The 23,991-nt window shown below is 46.5% G+C and carries 27 protein-coding genes and 1 pseudogene; 16 read left to right on the top strand and 12 right to left on the bottom strand.

The genetic code is table 11. The features are described 5' to 3' along the window. Positions 1–10 precede the first annotated feature (10 nt). Positions 11–859, top strand: a complete 849-nt coding sequence (locus I3X05_RS21100) for an SIS domain-containing protein (protein WP_337971244.1) — start codon at positions 11–13, stop codon at positions 857–859. 32 nt (positions 860–891) lie between these two features. Here the strand turns inward: I3X05_RS21100 and I3X05_RS21095 are convergent, their stop codons facing one another. From I3X05_RS21095 to I3X05_RS21075, 5 genes are all read right to left on the bottom strand, one after another. Continuing rightward, positions 892–1,101, bottom strand: a complete 210-nt coding sequence (locus tag I3X05_RS21095; protein WP_193186808.1) for a hypothetical protein — start codon at positions 1,099–1,101, stop codon at positions 892–894. Positions 1,102–1,173: 72 nt separating this feature from the next. Continuing rightward, positions 1,174–2,769 carry a chaperonin GroEL gene (gene groL, locus I3X05_RS21090; RefSeq protein WP_045570094.1) on the bottom strand — a complete coding sequence of 532 codons (1,596 nt, stop codon included), beginning with the start codon at positions 2,767–2,769 and terminating at the stop codon, positions 1,174–1,176. A gap of 31 nt (positions 2,770–2,800) precedes the next feature. Further along, on the bottom strand, positions 2,801–3,091 hold the full coding sequence (locus I3X05_RS21085; RefSeq protein WP_193167362.1) for a co-chaperone GroES: 291 nt from the start codon (positions 3,089–3,091) through the stop codon (positions 2,801–2,803). Positions 3,092–3,350: 259 nt separating this feature from the next. Further along, positions 3,351–4,373 carry a tryptophan--tRNA ligase gene (trpS, locus tag I3X05_RS21080; RefSeq protein WP_045570092.1) on the bottom strand — a complete coding sequence of 341 codons (1,023 nt, stop codon included), beginning with the start codon at positions 4,371–4,373 and terminating at the stop codon, positions 3,351–3,353. A 190-nt stretch (positions 4,374–4,563) separates the two neighbouring features. Further along, a complete protein-coding gene (locus I3X05_RS21075; RefSeq protein ID WP_337971243.1) occupies positions 4,564–5,058 on the bottom strand; it encodes a DUF2938 domain-containing protein in 495 nt (164 codons plus the stop codon). 92 nt (positions 5,059–5,150) lie between these two features. On the opposite strand from I3X05_RS21075, the gene I3X05_RS21070 reads away from it, so the two are divergent. The 4 genes from I3X05_RS21070 to I3X05_RS21055 all read left to right on the top strand — a co-directional run bounded on the left by I3X05_RS21070 (position 5,151) and on the right by I3X05_RS21055 (position 8,286). Then, the gene (locus I3X05_RS21070) at positions 5,151–5,558 is read left to right on the top strand and encodes a helix-turn-helix domain-containing protein (RefSeq protein ID WP_337971242.1); all 408 of its coding nucleotides are present in this window, start codon (positions 5,151–5,153) and stop codon (positions 5,556–5,558) included. 8 nt (positions 5,559–5,566) lie between these two features. Further along, complete coding sequence (locus I3X05_RS21065) at positions 5,567–6,190, top strand: MarR family winged helix-turn-helix transcriptional regulator (protein ID WP_045570155.1); 624 nt, start codon at positions 5,567–5,569, stop codon at positions 6,188–6,190. Positions 6,191–6,500: 310 nt separating this feature from the next. After that, positions 6,501–6,743, top strand: coding sequence for a thioredoxin family protein (locus I3X05_RS21060; RefSeq protein WP_045570089.1), 243 nt, complete (start codon positions 6,501–6,503; stop codon positions 6,741–6,743). A gap of 100 nt (positions 6,744–6,843) precedes the next feature. Then, positions 6,844–8,286, top strand: coding sequence for a catalase (locus tag I3X05_RS21055; RefSeq protein ID WP_337971241.1), 1,443 nt, complete (start codon positions 6,844–6,846; stop codon positions 8,284–8,286). 103 nt (positions 8,287–8,389) lie between these two features. Here the strand turns inward: I3X05_RS21055 and I3X05_RS21050 are convergent, their stop codons facing one another. Then, positions 8,390–9,958 carry a methyl-accepting chemotaxis protein gene (locus tag I3X05_RS21050; RefSeq protein ID WP_045570087.1) on the bottom strand — a complete coding sequence of 523 codons (1,569 nt, stop codon included), beginning with the start codon at positions 9,956–9,958 and terminating at the stop codon, positions 8,390–8,392. A 386-nt stretch (positions 9,959–10,344) separates the two neighbouring features. On the opposite strand from I3X05_RS21050, the gene I3X05_RS21045 reads away from it, so the two are divergent. Together I3X05_RS21045 and I3X05_RS21040 are read left to right on the top strand one after the other, a co-directional pair. Next, the gene (locus tag I3X05_RS21045; RefSeq protein WP_193157465.1) at positions 10,345–10,806 is read left to right on the top strand and encodes a carboxymuconolactone decarboxylase family protein; all 462 of its coding nucleotides are present in this window, start codon (positions 10,345–10,347) and stop codon (positions 10,804–10,806) included. Between the two features lie 49 nt (positions 10,807–10,855). After that, the gene (locus I3X05_RS21040; protein ID WP_045570085.1) at positions 10,856–11,569 is read left to right on the top strand and encodes an AraC family transcriptional regulator; all 714 of its coding nucleotides are present in this window, start codon (positions 10,856–10,858) and stop codon (positions 11,567–11,569) included. A 66-nt stretch (positions 11,570–11,635) separates the two neighbouring features. Here the strand turns inward: I3X05_RS21040 and I3X05_RS21035 are convergent, their stop codons facing one another. From I3X05_RS21035 to I3X05_RS21020, 4 genes are all read right to left on the bottom strand, one after another. After that, positions 11,636–11,839 carry a hypothetical protein gene (locus I3X05_RS21035; protein ID WP_045570084.1) on the bottom strand — a complete coding sequence of 68 codons (204 nt, stop codon included), beginning with the start codon at positions 11,837–11,839 and terminating at the stop codon, positions 11,636–11,638. Between the two features lie 14 nt (positions 11,840–11,853). Continuing rightward, entirely contained in the window at positions 11,854–12,003 is a 150-nt protein-coding gene (locus I3X05_RS21030) for a hypothetical protein (protein ID WP_171816715.1), read from the bottom strand. 380 nt (positions 12,004–12,383) lie between these two features. Further along, complete coding sequence (gene cspE, locus I3X05_RS21025) at positions 12,384–12,596, bottom strand: transcription antiterminator/RNA stability regulator CspE (RefSeq protein ID WP_039427009.1); 213 nt, start codon at positions 12,594–12,596, stop codon at positions 12,384–12,386. Positions 12,597–12,883: 287 nt separating this feature from the next. Further along, on the bottom strand, positions 12,884–13,663 hold the full coding sequence (locus I3X05_RS21020) for a substrate-binding periplasmic protein (RefSeq protein WP_337971240.1): 780 nt from the start codon (positions 13,661–13,663) through the stop codon (positions 12,884–12,886). A gap of 114 nt (positions 13,664–13,777) precedes the next feature. Between I3X05_RS21020 and I3X05_RS21015 the strand changes: the two are divergent. The 9 genes and pseudogenes from I3X05_RS21015 to I3X05_RS20975 all read left to right on the top strand — a co-directional run. Then, a pseudogene (locus I3X05_RS21015) lies at positions 13,778–13,914 on the top strand (alpha/beta hydrolase); the annotation flags it as partial. 328 nt (positions 13,915–14,242) lie between these two features. Beyond that, positions 14,243–15,370, top strand: coding sequence for an ISAs1 family transposase (locus I3X05_RS21010; protein ID WP_337970597.1), 1,128 nt, complete (start codon positions 14,243–14,245; stop codon positions 15,368–15,370). A 217-nt stretch (positions 15,371–15,587) separates the two neighbouring features. Then, positions 15,588–15,980, top strand: coding sequence for a hypothetical protein (locus I3X05_RS21005; protein ID WP_337971239.1), 393 nt, complete (start codon positions 15,588–15,590; stop codon positions 15,978–15,980). Positions 15,981–16,328: 348 nt separating this feature from the next. Further along, positions 16,329–16,856, top strand: coding sequence for a hypothetical protein (locus I3X05_RS21000; protein ID WP_337971238.1), 528 nt, complete (start codon positions 16,329–16,331; stop codon positions 16,854–16,856). Positions 16,857–16,951: 95 nt separating this feature from the next. Further along, positions 16,952–17,080, top strand: a complete 129-nt coding sequence (locus I3X05_RS20995; protein ID WP_264299421.1) for a hypothetical protein — start codon at positions 16,952–16,954, stop codon at positions 17,078–17,080. A 284-nt stretch (positions 17,081–17,364) separates the two neighbouring features. After that, positions 17,365–18,678: a DUF3644 domain-containing protein gene (locus I3X05_RS20990; protein WP_193167366.1), complete on the top strand. Its 1,314-nt coding sequence runs from the start codon at positions 17,365–17,367 to the stop codon at positions 18,676–18,678. A 149-nt stretch (positions 18,679–18,827) separates the two neighbouring features. Beyond that, a complete protein-coding gene (locus I3X05_RS20985) occupies positions 18,828–19,604 on the top strand; it encodes a DUF1883 domain-containing protein (RefSeq protein WP_193167367.1) in 777 nt (258 codons plus the stop codon). 150 nt (positions 19,605–19,754) lie between these two features. Continuing rightward, positions 19,755–20,312 carry a hypothetical protein gene (locus I3X05_RS20980; RefSeq protein WP_193167368.1) on the top strand — a complete coding sequence of 186 codons (558 nt, stop codon included), beginning with the start codon at positions 19,755–19,757 and terminating at the stop codon, positions 20,310–20,312. Between the two features lie 148 nt (positions 20,313–20,460). Further along, positions 20,461–21,285, top strand: coding sequence for a tetratricopeptide repeat protein (locus I3X05_RS20975; protein ID WP_193167369.1), 825 nt, complete (start codon positions 20,461–20,463; stop codon positions 21,283–21,285). Positions 21,286–21,561: 276 nt separating this feature from the next. Here the strand turns inward: I3X05_RS20975 and tdh are convergent, their stop codons facing one another. Together tdh and I3X05_RS20965 are read right to left on the bottom strand one after the other, a co-directional pair. Continuing rightward, entirely contained in the window at positions 21,562–22,593 is a 1,032-nt protein-coding gene (gene tdh / locus I3X05_RS20970) for an L-threonine 3-dehydrogenase (RefSeq protein ID WP_039426995.1), read from the bottom strand. A 41-nt stretch (positions 22,594–22,634) separates the two neighbouring features. Further along, complete coding sequence (locus tag I3X05_RS20965) at positions 22,635–23,828, bottom strand: glycine C-acetyltransferase (protein WP_045570076.1); 1,194 nt, start codon at positions 23,826–23,828, stop codon at positions 22,635–22,637. Positions 23,829–23,991: the final 163 nt, after the last annotated feature.

The raw sequence follows: 23,991 nt of genomic DNA, 5'->3' as shown, positions 1-23,991 counted from the left end.
AGGTTTAGTGATGTCTGTTATCAATAAAATCGTCGCAAGACGAACTCAGCTGTCACAAAGTGGCCGATTGATTGGCGATTGGATTGTAGAAAATGCAGAAAAAGCGGCGCAATTAACCAGCCAAGAGCTGGCAGAGCAGGCACAAGTGAGCCAATCGAGCATCGTCAAGTTTACTCAGCGACTCGGCTTTAAAGGTTACAGCGCATTTAAGCTCGCTCTGACGGAAGAAATTGGCCGCAAGCAAGCAATGCAGGCCACGCCGTTGCACAGCGATATTCTGGCCGATGATCCGCTGGCGGTGATTGCGCAAAAGCTGATTAAAGCCAAAACTGACGCGATGTTCCAAACCACTAATGCGCTTTCTTATGACGCGTGCCATCAGGCGGTGCAGTGGTTAAGTGAGGCAAGGCGCGTGCAGATTGTCGGCATTGGGGATTCTGCGTTAACGGCGAAAGACCTCAGTTATAAGCTGCTTAAACTCGGCATCACCACCTTGGCCGAGCAAGACAGCCATGTGCAGATCGCGGTGGCGCGCACCTTGAGCGAACAAGATGTGCAAATTGCCATCTCGTTCTCTGGAGAGCGCAAAGAGATCTTGGTGGCGGCCGAAGCGGCCAGAGAACAGGGAGCGAAAGTGATCGCGCTCAGCTCACCGAAAAAAAGCCGACTGCGCCAAATCGCAGACATGACCTTCGACACCATCGCCGATGAAACCGAGCATCGCAGCTCGGCGATTGCCTCACGCAGCGCGCAAAACGTGATTACTGACCTGCTGTTTATCTCGCTGGTGCAATTTCTCGATGAGAGCGCAAGGCAGATGATCAGCGACATCTCCTCCGATATTCGCCAGATATGGTAATAGCCGCATGAACGGCTTCAAGCGCATGCGGCTTAGTGCACCACTGGGGGCTGCTTTTGCGAAGTCGCAGGCAGTTCCAGCACAAATACCAACCGTGGCCAAACTCTTGGCAGGTAGCTGGCGATAGAGAAGATCGGATGGGCCGTCACTTGAGGAAAATTCAGCGTATCGGGCCAATGGCTGTCGCCGCCACGCAGGCCAGATTCACTCACCGAGAAAGAAAAGGCTGGTAAACGAGTCATCACATTCACCTCACATCGTTAGTCAGACGGGCTCACGCGAGCCCGTCTGGTTTTCATGTTGAGCTCAAGCGATTATTTTTCGCTCTCCACTTCGACGTGATCGCTTACCATCGCTTCGGTCGTGATCATCAACCCGGCGATGGAGGCAGCGAACTGCAACGCCGAACGGGTCACTTTGGCCGGATCCAGAATGCCCATCTCGATCATGTTGCCAAATTCTCCCGTCGCCGCGTTGTAACCGTAGTCGGCGTCGCCCGATTTAACCGCGTTCGCCACCACGGAACCTTCGTCACCCGCGTTGATTGCAATTTGACGTAGCGGCTCTTCCATCGCACGCAGCGCAACACGAATACCGACGTTTTGATCGTCGTTGTCACCTTTGAGATCCGCCAGTTCTTTAGCGATCTTGGTCAGCGCCACGCCACCACCAGCAACAATGCCCTCTTCCACTGCCGCGCGAGTAGCATGCAGCGCGTCATCTACCCTGTCTTTCTTCTCTTTCATCTCCACTTCGGTGGCCGCGCCGATCTTGATCAGCGCAATACCGCCAGAGAGCTTAGCGATACGTTGTTGCAGCTTCTCTTTGTCGTATGATGACGTGGTGGTCTCGATCTGTTTTTGCAGCGTCGCCACGCGATCTTCGATCGCATGCGCCTGCGCACTACCGCCCACAATGGTGGTGGTGTCTTTGGTGATGGTCACCTTCTTCGCGCTACCCAACTGCTCTAGTGTCACTTTTTCAAGCTCTAGACCAATCTCTTCAGAGATGAGCGTACCTGCGGTCAGCACCGCAATGTCTTCCATCATCGCTTTGCGATTGTCGCCAAAGCCCGGCGCTTTCACCGCTGTCGCACGTACGATGCCACGCATATTGTTCACCACCAGCGTCGCCAACGCTTCGCCTTCGATATCTTCGGCAATGATCAACAGCGAGCGGGAAGATTGCGCAATGGCTTCCAGTACTGGCAAGAGCTCACGGATGGTGCTGATTTTTTTGTCCACCAGCAGAATGTAAGGGTTGTCGAGCTCAACACAGCCTTTTTCTTGGTTGGTAATGAAGTACGGCGACAGGTAGCCGCGATCAAACTGCATGCCTTCAACGACAGACAGCTCGTTAGCCAGCCCTTGGCCCTCCTCCACGCTTATCACACCGTTGCGACCCACTTTCTCCATCGCTTCGGCAATGATTTCACCAATCGCACGATCGCTGTTGGCGGAAATGCTACCTACTTGGGTGATCGACTCTTTATCGCTGCAAGGTTTCGACATTTCACGTAATTTCGCTACCGCTGCCTCGGTGGCTTTGTCGATACCGCGTTTCAGATCCATCGGGTTCATGCCAGAAGCGACCGCTTTAAGCCCTTCATTGATGAAAGATTGTGCCAGCACCGTTGCGGTGGTAGTACCATCACCCGCTTCGTCGTTCGCTTTGGACGCTACTTGTTTCACCATCTGCGCGCCCATGTTTTCAAATTTGTCTTTTAGCTCAATCGCTTTTGCCACAGAAACACCATCTTTGGTGATGGTGGGTGCGCCGTAAGATTTATCCAGCACCACATTGCGCCCTTTTGGCCCGAGCGTTACCTTGACAGCGTCCGCCAGCAAGTTCACCCCTTTCAGCATTTTTTGACGCGCATCATTGGCAAATAAAACCTCTTTTGCAGCCATAGTAATCTCCTCAAAAACGACTCAAAAATGATTACTCAACAATTGCCAACACATCTGATTCAGAGAGAATCAGATACTCTGTGCCGTCAATTTTTTCGCTTTTCACGCCATAACCGTCGTTGAAAATAATTTGCTCACCCACTTTGACATCCATCGCCGCGCGCTCACCATTGTCCAGACGTTTACCAGCGCCCACCGCAATCACCTTGCCGCGGTTTGATTTTTTCACCGATTGAGCAGTGAGAACGATTCCCCCTTCAGATTTGTTTTCCACCTCTTGTCTCTCAACAATCAGCTTGTCATTTAAAGGACGAATATTCATTTGCTAGTGCCTCCTACTTAGCATAAAAAATAAAAGACAGAGTTGATTAGATTGCTGAAGCAAGCCATTGCTATCTCGCTTCAGTGCAATAAATAGGGCCGGAAAAATCGCTTTCAAGACCATTTTTTAATAAAAAAATTTTATCGTATTCATAAAATATACTCACCAAAGAGCGTGTGTTCAAACTGATTTTCAGCAGACTTTGGCTAAAACAGCCACGATTCATCCGCGGCTGTTTGTCATTCTGCTTTGCGCAAGTTCAGAACAGATTCAAACCAAACACACCGCGGACATCGATAAGCACTTGCTGAGTTTTGCCTTGCGCAATCTGGCTGCCCAAGCGCAGTATCTCAATCAATTGCGCTTTGTCATCCAAGTAACGCTGGCGGCGCTCGCGGATCGGTTTGAGCAACTCTTGTAAACACTCTTCCAGTATTTTCTTGGTCGTGCCATCGCCCAGACCACCGCGCTGATACTGCTCTTTCAACTGAGCCACATAGGCATGATCGGGATGAAAAGCATCCAGATAAGTAAACACCACGTTGCCTTCGATTTGCCCCGGATCGTCAACGCGTAAGTGGTTAGGATCGGTGTACATCGATTTGACCGCCGCGCGGATCTCTTGCTCACTGGCGCCAAGATTGATGGCGTTACCCATGGATTTAGACATCTTGTTTTTGCCATCGGTGCTGGGTAAACGCGGTGCATTGCTCAGCAGCGCACGACACTCAAGCAGCACGTCGCTTCCTGCCAGACTGTTGATCTTGCGTACAATTTCATTGGTTTGTTCCAGCATGGGCAGTTGATCGTCTCCCACTGGAACCAGCGTAGCGCGAAACGCGCTGATGTCAGCCGCCTGTGAAATTGGATAGGTCAGAAAGCCCGCTGGAATGGAACGGCCAAAGCCTTTGCTATGGATCTCATTCTTCACTGTCGGGTTTCTTTCCAAGCGGGCGATGGAAACGAGATTGCTGTAATACATGGTCAGCTCTGCCAACGCGGGCAATTGCGACTGCAAACAGATGGTGGTTTGCAGAGGATCAATGCCCACCGCCAAGTAGTCGGCGACCACATTCAAAATATTGCTCGACACCTTCTCCGGTTGATGGGCGTTATCGGTCAGCCCCTGCATATCGGCCACTAAAATGGTCTGCTGATGGATGCTTTGCAGCGCAACGCGCTGTTGCAACGAGCCGACATAATGACCGAGGTGCAACGGCCCAGTGGCTCTATCGCCAGTTAAAATGATTTCGCTTTGAGTTTCAGTTTTTGTTGATTGCATGGGTTATCTCCAAGTTAAAAGGACGCTACTGGAGATAAAAAGAGAGTGATCTTTAGCTACCTTCCAGCAGCTAAAGAATGTAAGCATTCCGCGCCGCTCTAGAGAGAGCGCCACCAGAAGAAAACGGACGTTAAGCTATTGATCATATTCATAGCCAACGACACTAACAAGAATCGGCTGATGCAGCAAGTCACGCCGTTATCCAGCGCAGTAATTCGGCACTGATGAACAGCCCAGTGCCATAAACCAGATGGGTGATAAAGCTTAAAACGCGTGCTTGCCAAGGCATTGGCGTTTTACTGGCGACCACGCCAAATCCCAAGCAGGGCTGAATCAACAAAAATGGCACACACAAGGTGGCCATGCCAATGACAACGGCTTCGTCCAAAGACGGCTCAGCAAGCCAGTGTTCACCCGCCCACCAAATGAGAAGAAAGGCGAAGGCGATGCCAATCGCGTAATGCAGTAACCATCCGAGTAGTTGTTCACCCGCCACTTTGGGCGTTTGTAAAATGGTGTCATGCATCCATTTTCCCTCTGGGATCCACAGAATCCAGCGTGCAACTAAGGCATAATTGAGCGAGGCGATGCCAAATACGTTGCGTTGAATCCACGACCAGCCGTCCATTAGCAATGTTGCTCCAAGACCAATAAAAATCGCTTGCAGCCCGATCATCGTATCCATTCCATTCTCCTTCTTTAGGCTAAAAATTGGCTTGTTGTTTATCAACTTGCATGGTACGACTTGAAGCTCACTTTAAGTCAATGGACAATTTTATGGATATTGCCGAGGTTACTAAGCTATCTGGTCTTCCCGCCTCGACACTGCGCTACTACGAACAATTGGGGCTGATTACTTCGATTGGACGAAGTGGGCTAAGGCGCCAATACGCTCCCAATGTGCTGGAGAAACTGAACCTGATTTCTCTGGGAAGGTTGGCCGGATTTTCACTCAACGACATTGCCGCCATGCTAGCGACATCATCGCAAGATATGCTGGTCATTGATCGCGAAATGTTAAGCAACAAGGCCCAAGAGATCGATGCACAGATCAAACGGCTTAAAGCGGTGCGAGACAGTTTAAATCATGTCGCAAACTGCCCTCACTCTTCTCATTTGACCTGCCCTTCATTCCAAAAACTGATGAAATCGGTAAAACGTCATTTACCCGAACTGAAAAAGTGATCAACGCCATGAATGACTTCGACAAAATTAGCTCACCAATCGAAGCTCGTATCTCGACGGGTTTTGCCAAGATCAACACCGCAATGCGTAGCAAAGCTTGGGAACATGCTGCGGCCAATGGTCTGACTCCAACGCAGACCGAAATTCTCTCGCTGCTTGCGGTACGCAGCGTGCCACTGCGTCTGTCTGCGATTGCTCAGCAACTTGCCATTACCCCAGCGACGGCGAGCGATGCCGTTGCAGCATTAGTGACAAAAGGTTTGATAGCAAAAGGGCCTGCAATCGATGATAAACGCGCCCTATCGATCACCTTAACTGAAGCAGGAAGCTCCATGGCCGCGTCGGCAAACCTGAGCCTATTTCTTGGCAGTGCCACCCAAATGCTGAGCGAAAATGAAAAAGTGATGCTGTTAAGGCTTATCATCAAGATGGTCAGACAGCTCCAAGATCAAGGCGATATTGCGTTGAATCGCATGTGCGTCACTTGCCAGTATTTTGGTAAAAACCAGGAACACAGTGTTTCTCAACCGCACTATTGCCACCTAGTCAATGCCCCCTTTGGCGACCAACATTTGCGGCTTGACTGCCCTGAACACGAAGAGGCACAGCTCGCAGAGCAGCTTAAGACGTAGCAGCAGTTTACTCACCCCTGATGTTTTCATGACAGACATCTGTCTTGACGTACATGCTTAGGAGTCCTAACGTTTTGCCTTAGGGATGCACCGCAAGTGCTATGGTCGTTTGATTTGAAAAGACGGTCGTTTGAAGAGACCTTGGCCGTTTGAAGAGACAATGTCAAACAAGCAGCCAGCTCACATTAGCGGGATATTTCTCTGTCGTCAGTGACCTGAACTCGCTGACGGCTAAAAAAGTGGGAATCAGGTGAGTTTGGCGACCGTCCTGACTCCCATCCCTCAAGCAAAAAGTAGAGAGACCTGAATTATGACAATAAAAGCAACTTTTTACCACGCAGGCTGCCCTGTTTGTGTCACCGCTGAAGAGCAGTTAGCCAGTGCCCTTGACCCAAAACAATTCGACGTCGAAGTGGTTCATTTTGGCAAAGAGAGTGGGCGCATTAGCGAAGCCGAACGACTGGGTGTGAAATCGGTCCCAGCCTTAGTGATCGACGGTAACGTCTTCCACATCAATTACGGTGCATCACTTGAACAAGTGAAAAACGGTTAATAAGCAAAATCGGTGGGCATGAAAAAGGTCCACCGAATTGTCCACGATACCAGTCAGCAATAAGACACTTGTTCATTCAATCAAATTGAGAAGGTAGATTATGAAAAAGAACCCCAAACTCACTACAGCTGCGGGTGCGCCCGTTGTAGACAACCAGAATATTATGACCGCTGGCCCCCGTGGCCCCGCACTTCTTCAGGACATTTGGCTTATTGAAAAACTCGCTCACTTTGACCGAGAAGTGATTCCCGAGCGACGCATGCATGCTAAAGGTTCGGGGGCCTATGGTACGTTTACCGTCACCCAAGACATTACCCGCTACACTCGTACTAAGTTATTTAGCCAAGTAGGTAAAAAAACCGACCTCTTTTTGCGTTTTTCGACCGTTGCAGGAGAGCGAGGCGCGGCGGACGCAGAGCGCGACATTCGCGGTTTCGCAGTGAAGTTCTACACCGAGGAAGGTAACTGGGACTTGGTGGGAAACAACACGCCGATCTTTTTCATGCGTGATCCACTGAAGTTTCCCGATTTGAATCATGCAGTAAAACGCGATCCGCGAACCAATATGCGATCGGAAAAGAACAATTGGGATTTTTGGACTCTGCTTCCTGAATCCTTGCATCAGGTAACCATCATTATGTCTGACCGAGGCATCCCAGCCAGTTACCGCCATATGCATGGTTTTGGATCGCACACCTTCAGTTTCATCAATGCGCAAATGGAACGTTTTTGGGTCAAATTTCACTTTCGTACCCATCAGGGCATCAAAAACCTGACCAACGAAGAAGCGGAGGCGATCATCAGTAAAGATCGCGAAAGCCATCAACGCGACCTGTATGAATCAATTGAAAATGGCGATTTTCCCAAATGGACCCTATACATTCAGGTCATGCCAGAGAAAGAGGCTGCACAAGTCCCGTACAACCCGTTTGATCTGACCAAAGTCTGGCCGCACAAAGACTACCCACTGATCGAAGTGGGCGTTTTGGAACTCAACCGCAACCCAGATAACTACTTTGCCGAGGTTGAGCAAGCCGCCATGAATCCTGCCAACGTCGTACCGGGCATCAGCTTTTCACCCGATCGTATGCTGCAAGCCCGACTTTTTTCTTACGGCGACACCCAGCGCTATCGGATCGGTGTGAATCATCACCAAATCCCGGTCAATGCGCCGCGATGTCCGGTGCATGGATATCACCGTGATGGACCAATGCGTGTTGATGGCAACTTCGGTTCCACCATTGGTTATGAGCCCAACAGTTATGGCCAATGGCAAGAACAACCGGACTTCCGCGAGCCGCCTTTATCGATTGAAGGGGCCGCCGATCACTGGAATCACAGAGAGGACACCGATTACTTCTCCCAAGTGGGAAATCTGTTCCGCTTAATGAAGAAAGATGAGCAACAAAGACTGTTCCAAAACACCGCCGATGCAATGGGCAATGCGCCAGAGGAGATAAAACGTAGGCACATCGCCAACTGCCTGCAAGCCGATTTGCGCTATGGTGAAGGGGTCGCCAACGCTCTTGGGTTGACACTTTAACTTTACTGCTCGCTGTGATAACGCTAAGTGGCATGAAACAAAAAGCCCTGAACTTCACGCCTCAGGGCTTTATTTTGGTCAGTTCAACCACAAAAAGAGCAACTTACGCCTTGCCGACTTTAAACGAACCCGCATACTTATCCAGTGTTTGCGAAAGCGCAGTCAAGGTTTTACTGGTGTCTTCCAGTTGTTGGCTAGCGCTCAGCCCCTCTCTCACTGACTCATTGAGCGAGTCCATATTCAAGTTGATCTCTTTCGTTACGCTCGATTGCTGCTCGGTGGCGGTTGCCACTTGGGTATTGAGATCTAAAATCGAAGAGACTTGAGACGCGATGGTTCTGATCGCTTGCTGCGCTTCGAGCGTGGCTTCTGCACCTTTGATGGTCAGTTCACGGCTGGCGTTCATCGCCGTCACCGCACTTTTCGCTTCGGCTTGTAAATGGTCAATCATGGTCTGGATTTCACCGGTCGATTGCGCTGTTTTGGTTGCCAGATTTCTCACTTCATCGGCCACCACAGCAAAACCGCGCCCAGCTTCACCAGCCCTTGCGGCTTCAATCGCCGCGTTAAGTGCCAGAAGGTTAGTTTGTTCGGAAATACCGCGAATCACATCCAAAATCGACTCAATAGATTGTGTTCTATCCGCCAGCGCCACCACCACATTAGCAGTGTTGTTCATTTCATCAGTTAAGTTGCTGATGGTTTCGGTGGCAAACTGCAAAACCGCACTGCTGTTGGCGGTCTCTTTATTTACATTACCCGCCGCCTGCGCCGCCCCTGCGGCATTGGTGGAAATTTCATTGATGGTCGATACCATCTCATTCATCGATGTCACCACCAGTGTGGACTGTTCGTTCTGCAGATCGCCGCGAGTCAGCGCTCGCACCGACTGCTCACGCACCACATTGGCCGACTGATTGAGTTCGCTGCCAGTACGCACGACCTGCTGAATAATGTCATTGATTTTCGAGACAAACGTGTTGAATGCGGTTGAGATATGAGCGATTTCGTCATTGCCCTTAACGGGCAAGCGCATGGTTAAGTCGCCATCGCCTTGAGAAATATCTTCAAGCGCACTTTGCAAACGAGTCAGAGGCTGGAACAGTTTGGTCATCAAGCCCGCCAACACCACAATACACAGCACGAACATACCGCAAGTAGTCGCCAATTGGGTAACGATGATGCCCATCGCCGCCGAGTCGACTTCGGTGATCGGCACGCCGATGTCTAATGTTCCATAGAGTTTGCCGTTAACATAAATCGGCGACATGATGTCGTAGGTCCACACTTTCTGTACATCGGCATACCATTTCGAGTGCTGCACCACACCTTGTGTCGCGCCAAGCACCGTGTACTCATCCTTGTAGACTTTATTGATTTTTTGCTTGTCACTGTGCGCGACCGCCGCCACGTTTTTGTCGATCACTATCGCGTAAGCGATGTCCGCACGATGGCTGAGCGTCGTCACCATCTCTTGCAGATCGTCAATCGGCTGCTTGGAGTTTTCTAAAATGTACTCAGCGTGCAGAGCCATTTGTGACCCTTTCGCTTTCGAGTTAATCAAAATGACGTTATTGATCTCTTGATACGAGACGTAAGACGTCGAGATGGCACTGGCAATCGCAGCCAAGGCGAACATGGCCACCACAACCGCTAAGATGAGTCTTTTCATATTTCCTCCTGCCTCACTCACTTCACTGTGCAGAGATAGCAAGGCAAACAACATTATTTAAAAGAATTGCGTGCTTGACGATAAATTCAGTACCAACAGAGCAAAGTAGTCATCCCGACTATCGGCAGCAAATTGTTGATAGAAACTGAGTTAAAGCACTAAATTTTAACATATAAATCCTTACAAATTAGACATCAATCTTGTGGAATGAGGGACTTGGATCTCATTGTTATAAAACAATGTCAATAAGCCGAATGGGGGCATCTAGGCTGCCAACTAAACGCCGCATTTTGAGTAATTAAGATCGGTCGCATGTCGAAATTATTCAATACTGGCTCGGCACGAAAAGTTTATTGTGTATTTCACAACCACAGAGGAGAAATACAATGACTTTACGTGCCAACTACTTCGGGCTTGCGGCCAAAGGAATGCAGATTCTGCTGGAACAGGAAAACTATTTGCGAGAGCAGTTTCGTGCTTCCGAAACCGTGACGGTAGAAATTTGGGAACTGGTCAAACTGCGCGTATCGCAGATCAACCAGTGCGCTTTCTGTATTGATATGCACAGCAAAGATGCGATGGCGGCTGGCGAAAGTGTCGAACGTATATTAGGGTTAAACGCTTGGCGTGACATGCCTTTGTATACAGATAGCGAAATCGCCGCACTAGAGTGGGCTGAACATTTAACGGCGGGAAAAACGGTCGACGCTGAGTGTTATGATAAAGTGGTCAGCGCGTTCGGTGAAAAAACGTTGGTTGATTTGACCATCGCCATCAACGCTATCAATAGTTGGAATCGCATTGTGAAAGTGTTTAAACCCGAGGTAGGCAGCTATAAACCACAGTAAATCTCACCAGTCCGCGTTCAACTTTCAACTGTCCCAACCCTCGGGGCAGTTGTCTGTATTGGTGCAAGGCATTTGGTCGGCTTCTGTCTGCGAACTGCACAGCGAACCTGTCATAAAACCTCTGTACACCGATGCAGGCAGCGGCATTGTGTTCCATCTCGGCGGCGAAGTAACACTGGGAGAAAAGCCGCTCACTCACGGCGTGCTCGTTTCGCCCGTAGAAAAGCAATCACAGCAGATCACGCTCTTTCCCGGCGCGACACTGGCCGGTATCCGCTTTCATCCCGCCATCGGCTATGGCGTGTTAGGTCAGCATTTTGACCGTCTCACCTTACTCGAGAGGCCAGAGGATCAGCGCTTTCGACTGTATGACTTGTACGACACACTGCAATCACACAGCGACAACGCAAGCCGGATTGACACGCTTTACACATGGCTTAACGACAATGTTCAGCGAACTGATCTCATACCAAGCTCACTTGAGCAGGCTCTCGAATGCATTCAGCTCGATATCACGCTAGGAGAATTAGATGAACAAATTGCCCTAAGTCAGCGGCAAATCGAGCGCCTGTTTAAACACTGGATGGACATGACACCCAAGCAGTATCAGCGCATTTTGAGAGTGAAAAAAGCCATCGACTATTTACGCCAGTACAAGTGCGCCCGTCTCGTGGAGGTTTCACAACAGTTTGGCTTTAGTGATCAAGCTCATATGACCCGCGAGTTTCGCGCAATCGCACGGATAACGCCCGGAAAACTATGAGCGCTGCGCGATTTGCTTCATTGGTGAATCATCGGGTAGAACTTGCTTGATAGAGGGAATTCTAGGTTATTGATTTGTATTGATAAAACGTTCTGCGGTGGCAAACAAACTGTCACACTTTTTTTTCTGCTTTACATAATCAGGTGAACCTTCTGGGAGAGCATCGAGTACTTCTTTCGCACTGTTATATTCTCCAACCATCACCGCGAATCGAACTTCAAAATCCGCTTTACGCATTTTCTTTGCTGTTTTCTTCACTGGTTTTTTCATATCTATTCCCCTAATTATAGTTCCCAAAGTTTTTTGTTTTCGCGTTCCAACAGAATCTCTTCGATTTTTTTTCTTACTTTATGAAGATTGTCAGGCTTTTCATCTTTAATGCTGATTCTACTTTTATCCGCCTTAGCGTTACAGCGATCTACTTTACTCTTCAACGTTCAATCTCCTTGGTTGTCAGAGATATAAAAGCTTCCCAAGACCAAGCCCTGTGAATCTCTAATTTCGCCTGAATGAGTTAACTCGCAATATGAAAAATCTAAGTCAAAAAAATCTGTTGTGACTTTGGGTAAAATATGACGCTTTAATGCATCACTATTTAGCTGATTGATGGTGGATGACCAAGAGGTCTTATTGTGGTGTAGGCAATAATTGATTTTGAACAATGAATTGTTGTCCTTTTGGTATTTGTTGCTCACGCAAAACGTAATACCAATATGTTTTACGATTAGCTCTTCGAGTCATTTAACTCCTTACTGCACATGAGAAAACAAGATCTCGCCTTAACTAGGCATAGGCGAGATCTCACGAAAAGCGCTTACAGAACAGTAACGTTAGCCGCTTGTGGGCCTTTGTTGCCTTGTTCGATACTGAAAGATACTTTTTGACCTTCAGCTAGAGTTTTGAAACCGTTGCTTGTGATAGAACGGAAGTGAACAAAAAGATCAGCACCGCCGTTATCTGGAGTGATAAAGCCAAAACCTTTAGTTTCGTTAAACCATTTAACTAGGCCAGTTGTATTATTTGACATATAAATCTCGATAAATTAATGAATTTAAAAAATGAAGCTACTAAGTGAGGAATGAAGAAAAAGGTATCGCAGGATGAATATGACAAATCAAATCAATAAAACTGGGAGATCTTGAACTAAATATTCTTTTTAATAGCTCGCTACTTGAGCTGCCGCTACTATACACTAAGTACGTACAATAGATATCTATTTCTTAATTTATTTTAAAAAGTTAACATAATCAATGAGTTAATATTATCCCCTATGGCACAATCAAACATTGAACAGCTACCTTATGGCTGACTGACTCATTCAAGATATTTATCTTTCTGCTTTGAGTAGACGTCATCTCTGACTTGTTCAATCTCTTGCCATATCTTTTCAGCGAGCTCAGCATTGGCTTCCATAAACTGGTGGCTAAACACCAAGTAGTAATCTTTCGTCGTGATGGCTGGCTCCACCTGCTTTACATTTGATAGGTTGTGAATGGCAATATACTGCTGGGCCATCGTATCTTGAACCGCCATGGTAGAAATACGTTTAAGCTCCAACATTTGGAACAGCTGTTCTGTGCTCTTGACTTCCTGAACTTTGAGCTGTTTTTTCTTCAGCTCATTGACAATAGAAAACCCCAAGTGAGCGCCTATCTGTTGTTCAGTATCGGCAAGTTTTTCTCCATCCCAGTCCAACGTTTTATCTGCCAGCGTGTAGAAATAGTACCCAATGGTGGCGATGCGCTTTGTGCCATCGGGCAGATCGCCGTTCATCGGATAACGTGCATATTGTGCACGCTGCGCGTTGTAGGAAAAAATAAATCCGCCATCGACGTGACCAGAATCTATGTTTTGTAAAGCACGTTTGCCCGGCAGTCGAACATATTCAATTTTCAGATCAAGTTTTGATGCAACGTGGTCAAGCACATCTAATGCCAATCCGGGCGGGCTTGCCAGCTCGGAACCATCCCCCATTAGAAACGGATAAGACTCAAGATCTGAATAGGTTAACCGAATGGTCGTCGTAGCTGAAACAGGTAAGGTCACGAAGACAATCAAAGCAAAAGTGCATAACCGACGAATAAAGTGAACCATGTGCGCTCCCCCTTCACTGATGTAAAGCAAGCATAGGAGGTGAAAGCATGAATATCCATAGGCGCGAATACGGAGCAGATCGTTTTTGTCGGCGACAGTGCGGGCGAATAGTGTCGCTCACTGATTTCGCAAGGTGTGGAAGCTACTGTGAACGTTATTTAGGCGTCATTCATGGCTTTTATCAGTTATCTGGAGTCTGTGAATCTGCGAAACGTTGTATTAGAAGCATTGCCAACATGATCAAAAATTGAACACTCAAGATATTAAAATATGTTATTTTTCTGTAAGTAAAATTCGGAACTGCATTTATTACCCCTACCGAGTGTGACCGAAGATCAATAATATCTTTTTTTACCTAGAATGATTTTATAAACTTTGAATAATCAGCAAGTCTTAAAAAAATTATAATCTCAGAATGAGGAAAAATAATGAAAAATGGCTTGTTAATTCTTACTACCTTGGCGGTATTGTCTGGGTGTGGTGGCAGGGCAAGATCATGAACATTTCTTGTACAACGCAAGGTTAAATTTGACCTGAAGCACGGTCTGTGATCTTATGCTCTTCTTTTGGGGAGCGACCATGAATATTAATACCATCAAAGCGCATTTCAGTATCATCCGTGACAAACGGCAAAGTGCAAAAGTTGATTATCCTCTGTTTGATATTTTGTTTGGGTCTATCTGTGCCGTGATAGCCGGAGGTCAAGGCTGGACTGACATTCGTGAATATGTTCTTGGCCACCATGAGTGGTTTCTTAAACAGGGGCTGTTTGAAAACGGTGTGCCTGTCGACGATACCTTTGCTCGTTTGATTGCAAATATTGATCCTGCCGAGTTTCGCGACTGCTTCCTGGGTTGGATGAATGCGGTACATACCATGACGTTTGGTGAGGTGGTTGCCATTGATGGCAAGACTTTGCGCGGCTCCTACGATAGAGACGACAGGCAAAGCACCATCCATATGGTGAGCGCCTATGCAAGTGCTAACCAAATGGTACTGGGTCAACTCAAAACCAACAATAAAAGCAATGAAATTACCGCGATTCCAGAGCTTATTAAGATGCTCGACTTGCGAGGAGCTATCGTGACGATTGATGCGATGGCCTGCCAGACCAAGATTGCCAAGGCGATCACTAGCAAGGGCGGTGATTACTTGTTGGCAGTAAAGGGGAATCAAGGCAAGTTGTCGGCAGCCATACAGACAGCCTTCGCCCCACACCGCCGTGCCCCAATTGACAAAACCACCTATCAAATCGAGAAACAAAAAGGCCGCGTTGAAGCACGTACTTGCCATGTACTCAAGGCTAGTGAGTTAGAGGGTGACTTCTCAACGTGGAGCGGACTCACCAGTATTGTCATGGTTGAAAATTACCGAGTAGCCAAAGGTAAAGCGCCAAAGTTGGAGTACCGCTACTACATAAGTTCAGCAGACCTGACCGCGGAGCAGGCAGGAAATGCCATTCGAGCCCACTGGGGCATAGAGTCAATGCACTGGATTTTAGATGTGAGCATGCGAGAAGACGCTTGTCAGATTTACCGACAAAACGCGGCTGAAAATTTGGCAGGTTTAAGACACATGGCACTTAACATGCTAAGAGCTGAGCCAAGCAAAATTAGTGTGCCAATGAAGCAGAAACGTTGCATGATGAACCCCGGCTTCTTGGAGCAAGTCTTAGTTGCTGGATTTAAGTCAATGACTAAATTCTAACCATTCATGCGGACGCCCTGGGTGTGGTGGTGATAATAGTGGGGATTGTGCGGCAGATACCAAGGTAGTACACGTTAAAAATAGTTCTGTTAATCGCGACAGTTACCACTTTTTCCGTAATACATGCAATGACCTAACGTACACTGGCAACTTTAATTCGGAGGACATTTGGGGCTACAAGACAAATCTGCCGTATACCGGATACTGGTCGCACAACATGCAAACGTATCAATTAAAGCGTACGGATAACAGTTTTAATCTTTCTGCCAGCCTTCCCCGCTTGCCAGATAATGATGAAAAATCCCAAGGTGCATTAGTCTGTACTATCGATATCTCAGTAGAGGGTTTTTACGATGAGACCCGTGTTGATATTGGTGACCATTATATTAACAAGCTCTGTTATCAAAAGAACAATGAGCAGCCTATTATTGCACAATATAATATCGATTATGAAACATTGACAAAATCCGAAGTCGCTAAATTAACCAGTATTGTCCTGCAAGGTAATCCAACAAAAAGTGATTTTACTAAAGCGATGAGTAGTGACAAGTTAATGTTATGTAACGTAGCCAACGATGAAGAAATAGAAAAAACGGAGTGCGCTAAATAGTATTTTCGCTTCCATTTTCTACTATTGATTACACCGACAAACTAGCGATGCGATTTACTTAATCCACTGCCGTAAATGAGTAAGTCAACAAGCACCGTTAATCTCAGCAGGCTACGTTTCTAACGGCCTGCTTTTCCGTCTCAAGCCTGCCAGAACTAAAACAAAACCCTTGCCTCTTTTGCTTTGCATAGTGTGAGCAGAATAAACAAATTGGCACTCAATCCATAAGTTTATGTGACATAAGTTGCTCAACATTTTACGCAAGTCATTGTACATTATGCATCGCCTGGAATAACAGTTACCGCGTTGGTATGCGGCTACTGCATGTTAGACAAATAAGGAGATTTGATGAACAGCAAGACGAAGTGTTGGATGCTACTGCTTTTTGCCGTGGTAGCGGGTTGCAATGACAGCAGTGTCGCGAACTCAAATGAGGAGAAAGAGACCAATCAAAACACCGGTGAAGAGAAAAAAATCACCTTTGAAACGTTTCAAGCAAGCGTATTGGACTCATTGGCAAGCGGGGATTCGTATCACGATTGTGGTGTGTCTGAACTCGATCAGGATGTGACCGACGTCTATCAATGCATTGAGGCATCGTTCAACAGCTCAACGCCCTTCTACGGTTTCGACAGGCACACTGGCGTGGATACCAAGCTCGCCTCGGCTTCCGTGATGGATGCAACTGGCATCGTCACCAACTGGTATTACGACGAGCACTGTTTGCCTGTGGGCGGTAGCTCAAGCTTAAAATGTGAAAGCTTCGTCAAATCGGCCGTTTGTGACAATCCAGTGCTGCGCACAATAGACGAGATTAAAACGCGAGAAGCGAATCATCAGTTTGAGGATCGCTTCTTCTCTTGCAGCAATCGGTAATATGCCGAGCAAACGGAGCAAATCGATTCGGGATGCGTTGCATTTGCGGCTTACAATAGGTTGAATCATGGACACGCGGCGCCGATGAAATGATCATGAACCGCTACCAGTACATCAACTATTTCAAAGAACCCGATGTCGGCTTTAGCGATCTAGAACAGCTCGCCGAACTCTCACGCGTTGTCAGCGAAAGGTTGTGTAAGCAAGTTAACAAGCACCGCTAAACTCATTCAGGCCGCTTTTTTAGCGGCCTTTTTCCTGCCCCAAACACCCCGTTCCGCCTTTGCTTCCCATTGTAATGCTCAATAATGTAAGCAGAAGACACAACATGATGCTTATATCATTAGTTTTTGTGATACAAGTTGCTCAATGTGCGATAGAAGTCGTTGTACAGTATAAGCCGCGTGGGGCAAGGGTTAGAATGTTAGTGTTGGTTAGTGGTAGTTAAGTGACAGAGTGTTCCATTAAGAATCGCTAAGTTTTGAGTTGAGTTATAGGCAAAATAATTATGAAAGTTAATAAAAGCCACGAACGATTTCTCTGTTTTTTACAAGAAAAGGAGAGAACTAGTAAAAGCTTTACGAAAGACGAACTGATAAGCGCTACTGGTTGGAAGGAATCAACATTTAAGACATATTTCAATAAAGGGCAGCTTTCAGACTTTTTAAGCGAAGTAACTTTAGGTTCGTACGAAGCATCTAACTCACTTAACTTGTCTTTAATTGAGTTCTCCAAGAAATTATCACAAAGTAAGCACCGTCGTGGATTGGGGCACAATTGTAAATCTAAACTTGCCAAAGCTCTGCTTCGTAAATCCCGTGATAACATGCTTCTGGCTCTGGAGCTATATAACAGACCGTCACTCGAAAATCGTATGGACGGTTTTGTTATGTGTTTTTGCACAGCTTGGGAGCAACTCCTAAAAGCCATGATCATTGAAAAAGATGGTGAAAACACTATATTCAAAAAGCTCAAGAGAAACGGTATTAAAGAAACCATTTCATTACGAGAAGCCATCAACCTAATATTTCCTGAAGGAAATAAGGTAAAAGCAAACTTAGAGAAAATAGTATTCTTCAGAGATCAAGCTGTACACCTACTAATGCCTGAAATTCAGGGAATTGCTTCGAGGCTATTTCAATCTGGGGTTTTGAATTATTCCGCAAAATTTGAAGAGTTTTCTGAACAATCTTTTTTAAATTCATCACATACTGGCATGATTTCATTGGTTGGTGACTTTAAATATCCTCCAGTATCAGTTCTTAAAACAAATTACGGTGATGTTGCAACAGAAATATTAACTTTGGCTGAAAGCCTGACCGAAGATGTTAAAAATACAGATGATATTGAGTTTGCCATACCACTAAATGTGAAGTTGGTGTTTGCTAAGGATGGAGATGTTGATGGGCAGCCGATAACTTTAGCCAAAGCAGAAGATGGTATGGAAGGGTTAAAGAAAGCTCTAATTATACATAAGCCAATCGATCGAGAAAAATCTCACCCTTACTTGGAAAATACAGCAATTAAGAAGCTTAATGATAGGCTTAAAGAGCAATGTTCCGAGGAGGCATTGACTACATTCTTAGTTGCGAGATGTAAAAAATCAGGGAAGCCTACTATTAACCAACATTGTTTCAGGGCAATAGTCGACAAACTAAAAATAAAGAATGCGAATAACGAGTATCATCACAAAAATTGTAATCCAGAGATTCACTACTACTCAGATACATTTATAGATCTTGTAGTTAAAAAAGTGATTGACGGGCAAAACTTTATAGAAAATGCCAAAAAGAGTTATAAGCCAGCGCGAAAAGGCACTTAACAAACGCCTCAAGAGGGACTGTCAACGCATGGCGTTTCCAGTCCCATTGAACCGCGGTGGTTGCAGTTGTTATTTTTGAGCTTAGTGTTGTGCGTTGCCACCCCCTTTGGCGGGCGTTATAAGCATTATTCAACAATGAAGGATTATTCATGAATTTTACTCATTATAAATTTGATCGTTTATCAAGTGGTGATGTTATTGAGGTCACTTTGCAAGGAAGCGCTGCAAATGTGCGGCTGATGAATAATTCAAATTTTCAATCATATAAAAACGGTCGTAGGCATCAATACTACGGCGGTTTAGTTAAACAATCACCTTTCAGGCTTACAGTTCCAAGCTCAGGTCAATGGCACGTTACAGTCGATATGGCAGGCTTAAGAGGACAAGTTAGGTCGGCTGTTAGAGTTCTTCCTAGTGCGTTGCCTGTTGCACAAGAAGCAAGCTTGGCCTCTATCCCAAGCCTAGTTCGCCGTGATGAGCCAGATCCCAACTTTCCAAATGAGGAAGTTCATCGTGAGTTTGATGTTTTCATTTCTCATGCATCAGAAGATAAAGATGATGTAGTCCGTCCTCTAGCAAATGCGTTAAAAGAAAAGGGCTTACAGGTTTGGTATGACGAATATGAATTAAAAATAGGTGATAGCTTAAGACGGAAAATAGACTCTGGTTTAGCAAAAAGCAAATTTGGCGTTGTAGTTTTATCTAAATCATTCCTAAGTAAAGGCTGGACAAATTATGAGCTAGATGGTCTTGTAACTAAATCAGTTACCCAAGAGCAAGTATTGCTTCCTATCTGGCACAATATTTCTAAACAAGAAGTCATTGATTATAGCCCATCATTGGCTGATAAATTAGGGCGAAATACTGCCATGCACACTGTAGAAGAAATTGCCGAGGAAATTGCAGAAGTAATAAAAACAGCATAGCCATGTTTATAACAAAGCATTTAAGAGTGATTCCCAACGCTTGACATTTTTCATTCCTTCGTTGGGTTTTGTGTTTACGGTGATATGGTTAAGATTAGGTGGTTGCGTTGCTCACACCCTGATGCGGCGTTAGCAATATGGAAAACCTGTATGAATAAAAGGCTGAAAAACTTCTTTGTTGAGGTAATTCCGTTCGTTGTGTTGTCTATATGTGTGTTGCTCTTAGCGTACATGATCGGAGGTAAGTTCGAAGAAGAAGCTACCGCAATATTTAGTGAGAATATTGCTATAAGAACAATATCTTTTCTTTTAATAAATGCGATTATGATGGCTTCTCTAATTATGTTGGTATTTGGTCACAAAACTTCCAATGACAATGTAATTAAAGAGTTTCTATTTAAAAAACTTGTGAATCCATTGTTATCCTTTTTAACAGCATTTTGCGCTCCATCATACGGAATGATATTAGGCTTCACTATTTTAATGTTGCTTTTCGGTAATTTTGATTATGCACTAGGATCTTTTCTTACAAGTATCATTGTATTGTGTTACGTAATGCTTTCTGAGCTAGTTAGATATATCGCTAACAATGGGTTTGGGGAAGAAGTGAGTTTGGTAAAGAGCAGACTAGCGTCCGCGTTGTTTATGCTGGTGACTCCTGCATTATATTTGTTTATTGCTGAACCAGCAGCGAAGTGTGTAGGTTGATATTGCTAATAAACTGCTGAAGAGTAATTCGCAACGCGTGGCATTTTTACTATGCGTTGGATTTAGTGTTTAAGGTGGTATGCGGCGGTATCGGTATTGCGTTGCTCACCTTAAGCGGCGTAAAACCAAAAAAACGAAGGAGTGAAAGATGAAAGTTAAGCTATTAGCTATTTCAATGGCTGCGGCATTGATAGCAACGCCAGTGTCTATTGCGGCATCAGTCGAAAAGGCGGGTATGCTAAATCAGCATGGATTAACACAGGAAGCAAAGTCCGAGCTGATTGAGGTGGTTTTCAGTAAGTCAGCCGATTCCGACAAAGCACAAGCCTACTATTTGCTGGGCAGCATTGCATTTGATGAAAATAAGGTTTCAGTCGCGCTTGATTCATGGCGTAATCTTGTTAAAAAGTACCCGAACTCCACTCAAGCGAAAACCGTAAAAGACAGGATTAGTGAACTCGCAGAAATTGTTGGTGAATCAACGAAGGAATCTGTCGAAAACGCTATCGCTTTATCATATCTCCGGCATGGGGATTTTTGGTCCAGAGGAAAAGATAGTAAGTTCACTATTGATTCCAGTTGGATTCCAAATGTTGAGACTGCAATAAAGTGGTATGACAAAGTTATTTCTGAGTTTCCCAAATCGACAGCATCGCGCATAGCCTACCAAGATAAACTTCGAACGCTTCTGGGTTGGGAAGATCCAGGAAGATATGGTGATAAACATGGCGTTAAGTCTGCGTTCGGAAAATATATGCCCCAACTTCTTGAGACTTTTGCATCTTTTGAAAAGGAACATCCAACGGCATCAACGCTTCAAGCATTCAGATACCAAATTGCACAGGCATATTGGAGCAATAAAGACTGGGCAAAGACTCGCGAATGGTTGAACTTAATTATCAAGGAATCCGGTGACGGGGATAGTTTTTACAAGGATTTGGCTGAACGTCGCCTTCAGAAGGTTGAATATTAAGGTCCAACAATCGCATAACAAGGCGTTATGTCTGCAATATCTGTAAAGATAAGTACTTATAACCTCGCTCAACGGGCAATAATCTACCCTCACCATATACCAAAGCCTATGAGGAGTTTAGGGCTAAAAGTGAGTGCTTTGGGGCGTGGTGAAAATGCCTTTAGGGCTAAATTAGGGCTTTTTCTAGGGCTAAATGGGGCTTTATTTTCCATTTCACTGTTTATGCTTACAGTAGTATCCAATGCAAAAAGCGCCCCTTTCGGAGCGCTTTGTTTTTTATTCCCAATCGAGGATGACTTTGCCGGAAGCCCCGCTACGCATAGCGTCGAAGCCTTTTTGGAAATCGTCTACTTTGAAGTGATGGGTGATAATTGGCGTTAAATCGAGGCCAGATTGGATCAGGCTCGCCATCTTATACCAAGTTTCGAACATCTCACGACCGTAGATCCCTTTGATCACTAAGCCTTTGAAGATCACTTGGTTCCAGTCGATGCCCATGTCTGAGGGTGGAATACCCAACAGTGCAATGCGGCCGCCGTGGTTCATGGTTTTCAGCATTGAGTTAAACGCCGATGGGTTGCCCGACATCTCTAGGCCCACATCGAAGCCTTCTGTCATGCCCAGCTCAGCCATCACATCATCGAGCTTCTGCTCGGCAACGTTCACCGCGCGAGTCACGCCCATTTTACGCGCAAGATCCAAGCGGTATTCGTTCACATCGGTGATCACTACGTGACGCGCACCAACGTGCTTCGCCACAGCGGCGGCCATAATGCCGATTGGGCCTGCGCCAGTGATCAGCACATCTTCACCCACGAGATCAAACGACAGCGCGGTGTGCACTGCGTTACCAAATGGGTCGAAGATGGACGCGAGATCGTCAGAAATGCCATCTGGGATTTTGAATGCGTTGAACGCTGGAATCACCAAGTATTCAGCAAACGCGCCTGTGCGGTTAACGCCAACACCGATGGTATTGCGGCACAAATGCGTGCGGCCACCACGGCAGTTACGGCAGTGACCACACGTGATGTGGCCTTCGCCAGAAACTCGGTCACCGATGGCAAAACCACGCACTTCTTGGCCGATACCGACCACTTCGCCCACGTATTCATGGCCGACGACCATAGGCACTGGAATGGTTTTTTGTGACCATTCATCCCAGTTATAAATATGCACGTCGGTGCCACAGATAGCGGTTTTCTTAATGCGGATCAGCAGATCGTTGTGACCAAGTTCAGGCTTGTCCACTTCGGTCATCCAGATGCCTTCTTCAGGCTTAAGCTTTGATAATGCTTTGATTTTCATATTATTCACCAAATATGCCCCGCGCGATGCGAGGCAAAAAATCAGATAATGCCCATCTCTTTGCCGACTTCGATAAACGCATCAATGGCTTTATCAAGCTGCTCGCGAGAGTGTGCAGCCGACATCTGAGTGCGGATACGCGCTTGGCCTTTGGGTACCACTGGGAATGAAAAACCGATCACGTAGATGCCTTTGGCTAATGCGCGCTCAGCAAACTCCGCCGCCACTTTGGCATCACCCAGCATGATGGGGATGATGGCGTGATCGGCACCGGCCATAGTAAAGCCAGCCTCAGTCATGCGAGTGCGAAAGTGCGCCGCGTTTTCCCACAAGCGAGCGCGCAGATCGCCGCTCTCTTGCAGCAGATCCAACACGCGAATGGAGGCAGCAACGATCGCCGGCGCTACCGAGTTTGAAAACAGGTACGGACGAGAGCGCTGACGCAACCAGTCGATCACCTCTTTTTTACCCGCTGTGTAACCGCCCGATGCGCCGCCCATCGCTTTGCCAAGCGTGCCTGTGATGATGTCGATGCGATCCACCACGTTGTGATACTCGTGCGTGCCTGCACCTGTTGGGCCCATAAAGCCGACTGCGTGTGAGTCATCGACCATGGTCAATGCGCCATATTTTTCTGCTAGGTCACAAATGGCTGGCAGGTTGGCAACCACACCGTCCATTGAGAACACGCCATCGGTCACGACCAGAATGTTGCGCGCGCCCGCTGCTTTGGCCGCGATCAGCTGCTCTTCCAACTCTTGCATGTTGTTGTTGCTGTAGCGAAAACGCATGGCTTTACACAGACGCACGCCGTCGATGATCGAAGCGTGGTTCAGCGCGTCAGAGATGATGGCGTCTTCTTTATCCAGCAGGGTTTCAAACAGGCCAGCGTTGGCATCAAAGCAGGAGGTGTAAAGAATGGTGTCTTCTTTACCCAAGAATTGCGAAAGCTTCTGCTCAAGCTGTTTGTGAATGTCTTGCGTACCACAGATAAAGCGTACCGACGCCATACCAAAACCGTGGCTGTCCATCCCCTCTTTGGCCGCTTTAATCAACGCCGGGTGATTGGCTAGGCCCAGATAGTTGTTGGCGCAGAAGTTCAGCACTTCTTCGCCGCTGGCGATTTTCACCGCCGCTTGCTGATCAGAGATAATGATGCGCTCAGATTTGTACAGGCCTTCCGCTTTCACTTCTTCAAGTTGATTGCGGATCTGTTGGTAAAATGCTGAAGACATGGAGTATTCCTTGCAGATGGTTGGGGGCGGCTTGAGAGCCGACTCATTGTAAGGCAGCCTTTATGTGACAAGGGTCACAGGCGAATGGCCGTTATTACTTTCAAGTGTAATCTATGGCTTGGAAAACGATTATCCCTGACATTGGAAAAGCATTAGTGAATCA

Source organism: Vibrio navarrensis (genome assembly GCF_015767675.1).
Lineage (GTDB): Bacteria > Pseudomonadota > Gammaproteobacteria > Enterobacterales > Vibrionaceae > Vibrio.
The sequence above is the reverse complement of the archived record's forward strand: the minus strand, read 5'-3'. Positions and strand labels throughout refer to the sequence as shown.

Bases quoted from the DNA above. Each gene is read 5' to 3' on its own strand.
- I3X05_RS21100 (WP_337971244.1), top strand. From the start codon at position 11: ATGTCTGTTATCAATAAAATCGTCGCAAGACGAACTCAGCTGTCACAA.
- I3X05_RS21095 (WP_193186808.1), bottom strand. From the start codon at position 1,101: ATGACTCGTTTACCAGCCTTTTCTTTCTCGGTGAGTGAATCTGGCCTG.
- groL (WP_045570094.1), bottom strand. From the start codon at position 2,769: ATGGCTGCAAAAGAGGTTTTATTTGCCAATGATGCGCGTCAAAAAATG.
- I3X05_RS21085 (WP_193167362.1), bottom strand. From the start codon at position 3,091: ATGAATATTCGTCCTTTAAATGACAAGCTGATTGTTGAGAGACAAGAG.
- trpS (WP_045570092.1), bottom strand. From the start codon at position 4,373: ATGCAATCAACAAAAACTGAAACTCAAAGCGAAATCATTTTAACTGGC.
- I3X05_RS21075 (WP_337971243.1), bottom strand. From the start codon at position 5,058: ATGGATACGATGATCGGGCTGCAAGCGATTTTTATTGGTCTTGGAGCA.
- I3X05_RS21070 (WP_337971242.1), top strand. From the start codon at position 5,151: ATGGATATTGCCGAGGTTACTAAGCTATCTGGTCTTCCCGCCTCGACA.
- I3X05_RS21065 (WP_045570155.1), top strand. From the start codon at position 5,567: ATGAATGACTTCGACAAAATTAGCTCACCAATCGAAGCTCGTATCTCG.
- I3X05_RS21060 (WP_045570089.1), top strand. From the start codon at position 6,501: ATGACAATAAAAGCAACTTTTTACCACGCAGGCTGCCCTGTTTGTGTC.
- I3X05_RS21055 (WP_337971241.1), top strand. From the start codon at position 6,844: ATGAAAAAGAACCCCAAACTCACTACAGCTGCGGGTGCGCCCGTTGTA.
- I3X05_RS21050 (WP_045570087.1), bottom strand. From the start codon at position 9,958: ATGAAAAGACTCATCTTAGCGGTTGTGGTGGCCATGTTCGCCTTGGCT.
- I3X05_RS21045 (WP_193157465.1), top strand. From the start codon at position 10,345: ATGACTTTACGTGCCAACTACTTCGGGCTTGCGGCCAAAGGAATGCAG.
- I3X05_RS21035 (WP_045570084.1), bottom strand. From the start codon at position 11,839: ATGAAAAAACCAGTGAAGAAAACAGCAAAGAAAATGCGTAAAGCGGAT.
- cspE (WP_039427009.1), bottom strand. From the start codon at position 12,596: ATGTCAAATAATACAACTGGCCTAGTTAAATGGTTTAACGAAACTAAA.
- I3X05_RS21020 (WP_337971240.1), bottom strand. From the start codon at position 13,663: ATGGTTCACTTTATTCGTCGGTTATGCACTTTTGCTTTGATTGTCTTC.
- I3X05_RS21010 (WP_337970597.1), top strand. From the start codon at position 14,243: ATGAATATTAATACCATCAAAGCGCATTTCAGTATCATCCGTGACAAA.
- I3X05_RS21005 (WP_337971239.1), top strand. From the start codon at position 15,588: ATGCAAACGTATCAATTAAAGCGTACGGATAACAGTTTTAATCTTTCT.
- I3X05_RS21000 (WP_337971238.1), top strand. From the start codon at position 16,329: ATGAACAGCAAGACGAAGTGTTGGATGCTACTGCTTTTTGCCGTGGTA.
- I3X05_RS20995 (WP_264299421.1), top strand. From the start codon at position 16,952: ATGAACCGCTACCAGTACATCAACTATTTCAAAGAACCCGATGTCGGC.
- I3X05_RS20990 (WP_193167366.1), top strand. From the start codon at position 17,365: ATGAAAGTTAATAAAAGCCACGAACGATTTCTCTGTTTTTTACAAGAA.
- I3X05_RS20985 (WP_193167367.1), top strand. From the start codon at position 18,828: ATGAATTTTACTCATTATAAATTTGATCGTTTATCAAGTGGTGATGTT.
- I3X05_RS20980 (WP_193167368.1), top strand. From the start codon at position 19,755: ATGAATAAAAGGCTGAAAAACTTCTTTGTTGAGGTAATTCCGTTCGTT.
- I3X05_RS20975 (WP_193167369.1), top strand. From the start codon at position 20,461: ATGAAAGTTAAGCTATTAGCTATTTCAATGGCTGCGGCATTGATAGCA.
- tdh (WP_039426995.1), bottom strand. From the start codon at position 22,593: ATGAAAATCAAAGCATTATCAAAGCTTAAGCCTGAAGAAGGCATCTGG.
- I3X05_RS20965 (WP_045570076.1), bottom strand. From the start codon at position 23,828: ATGTCTTCAGCATTTTACCAACAGATCCGCAATCAACTTGAAGAAGTG.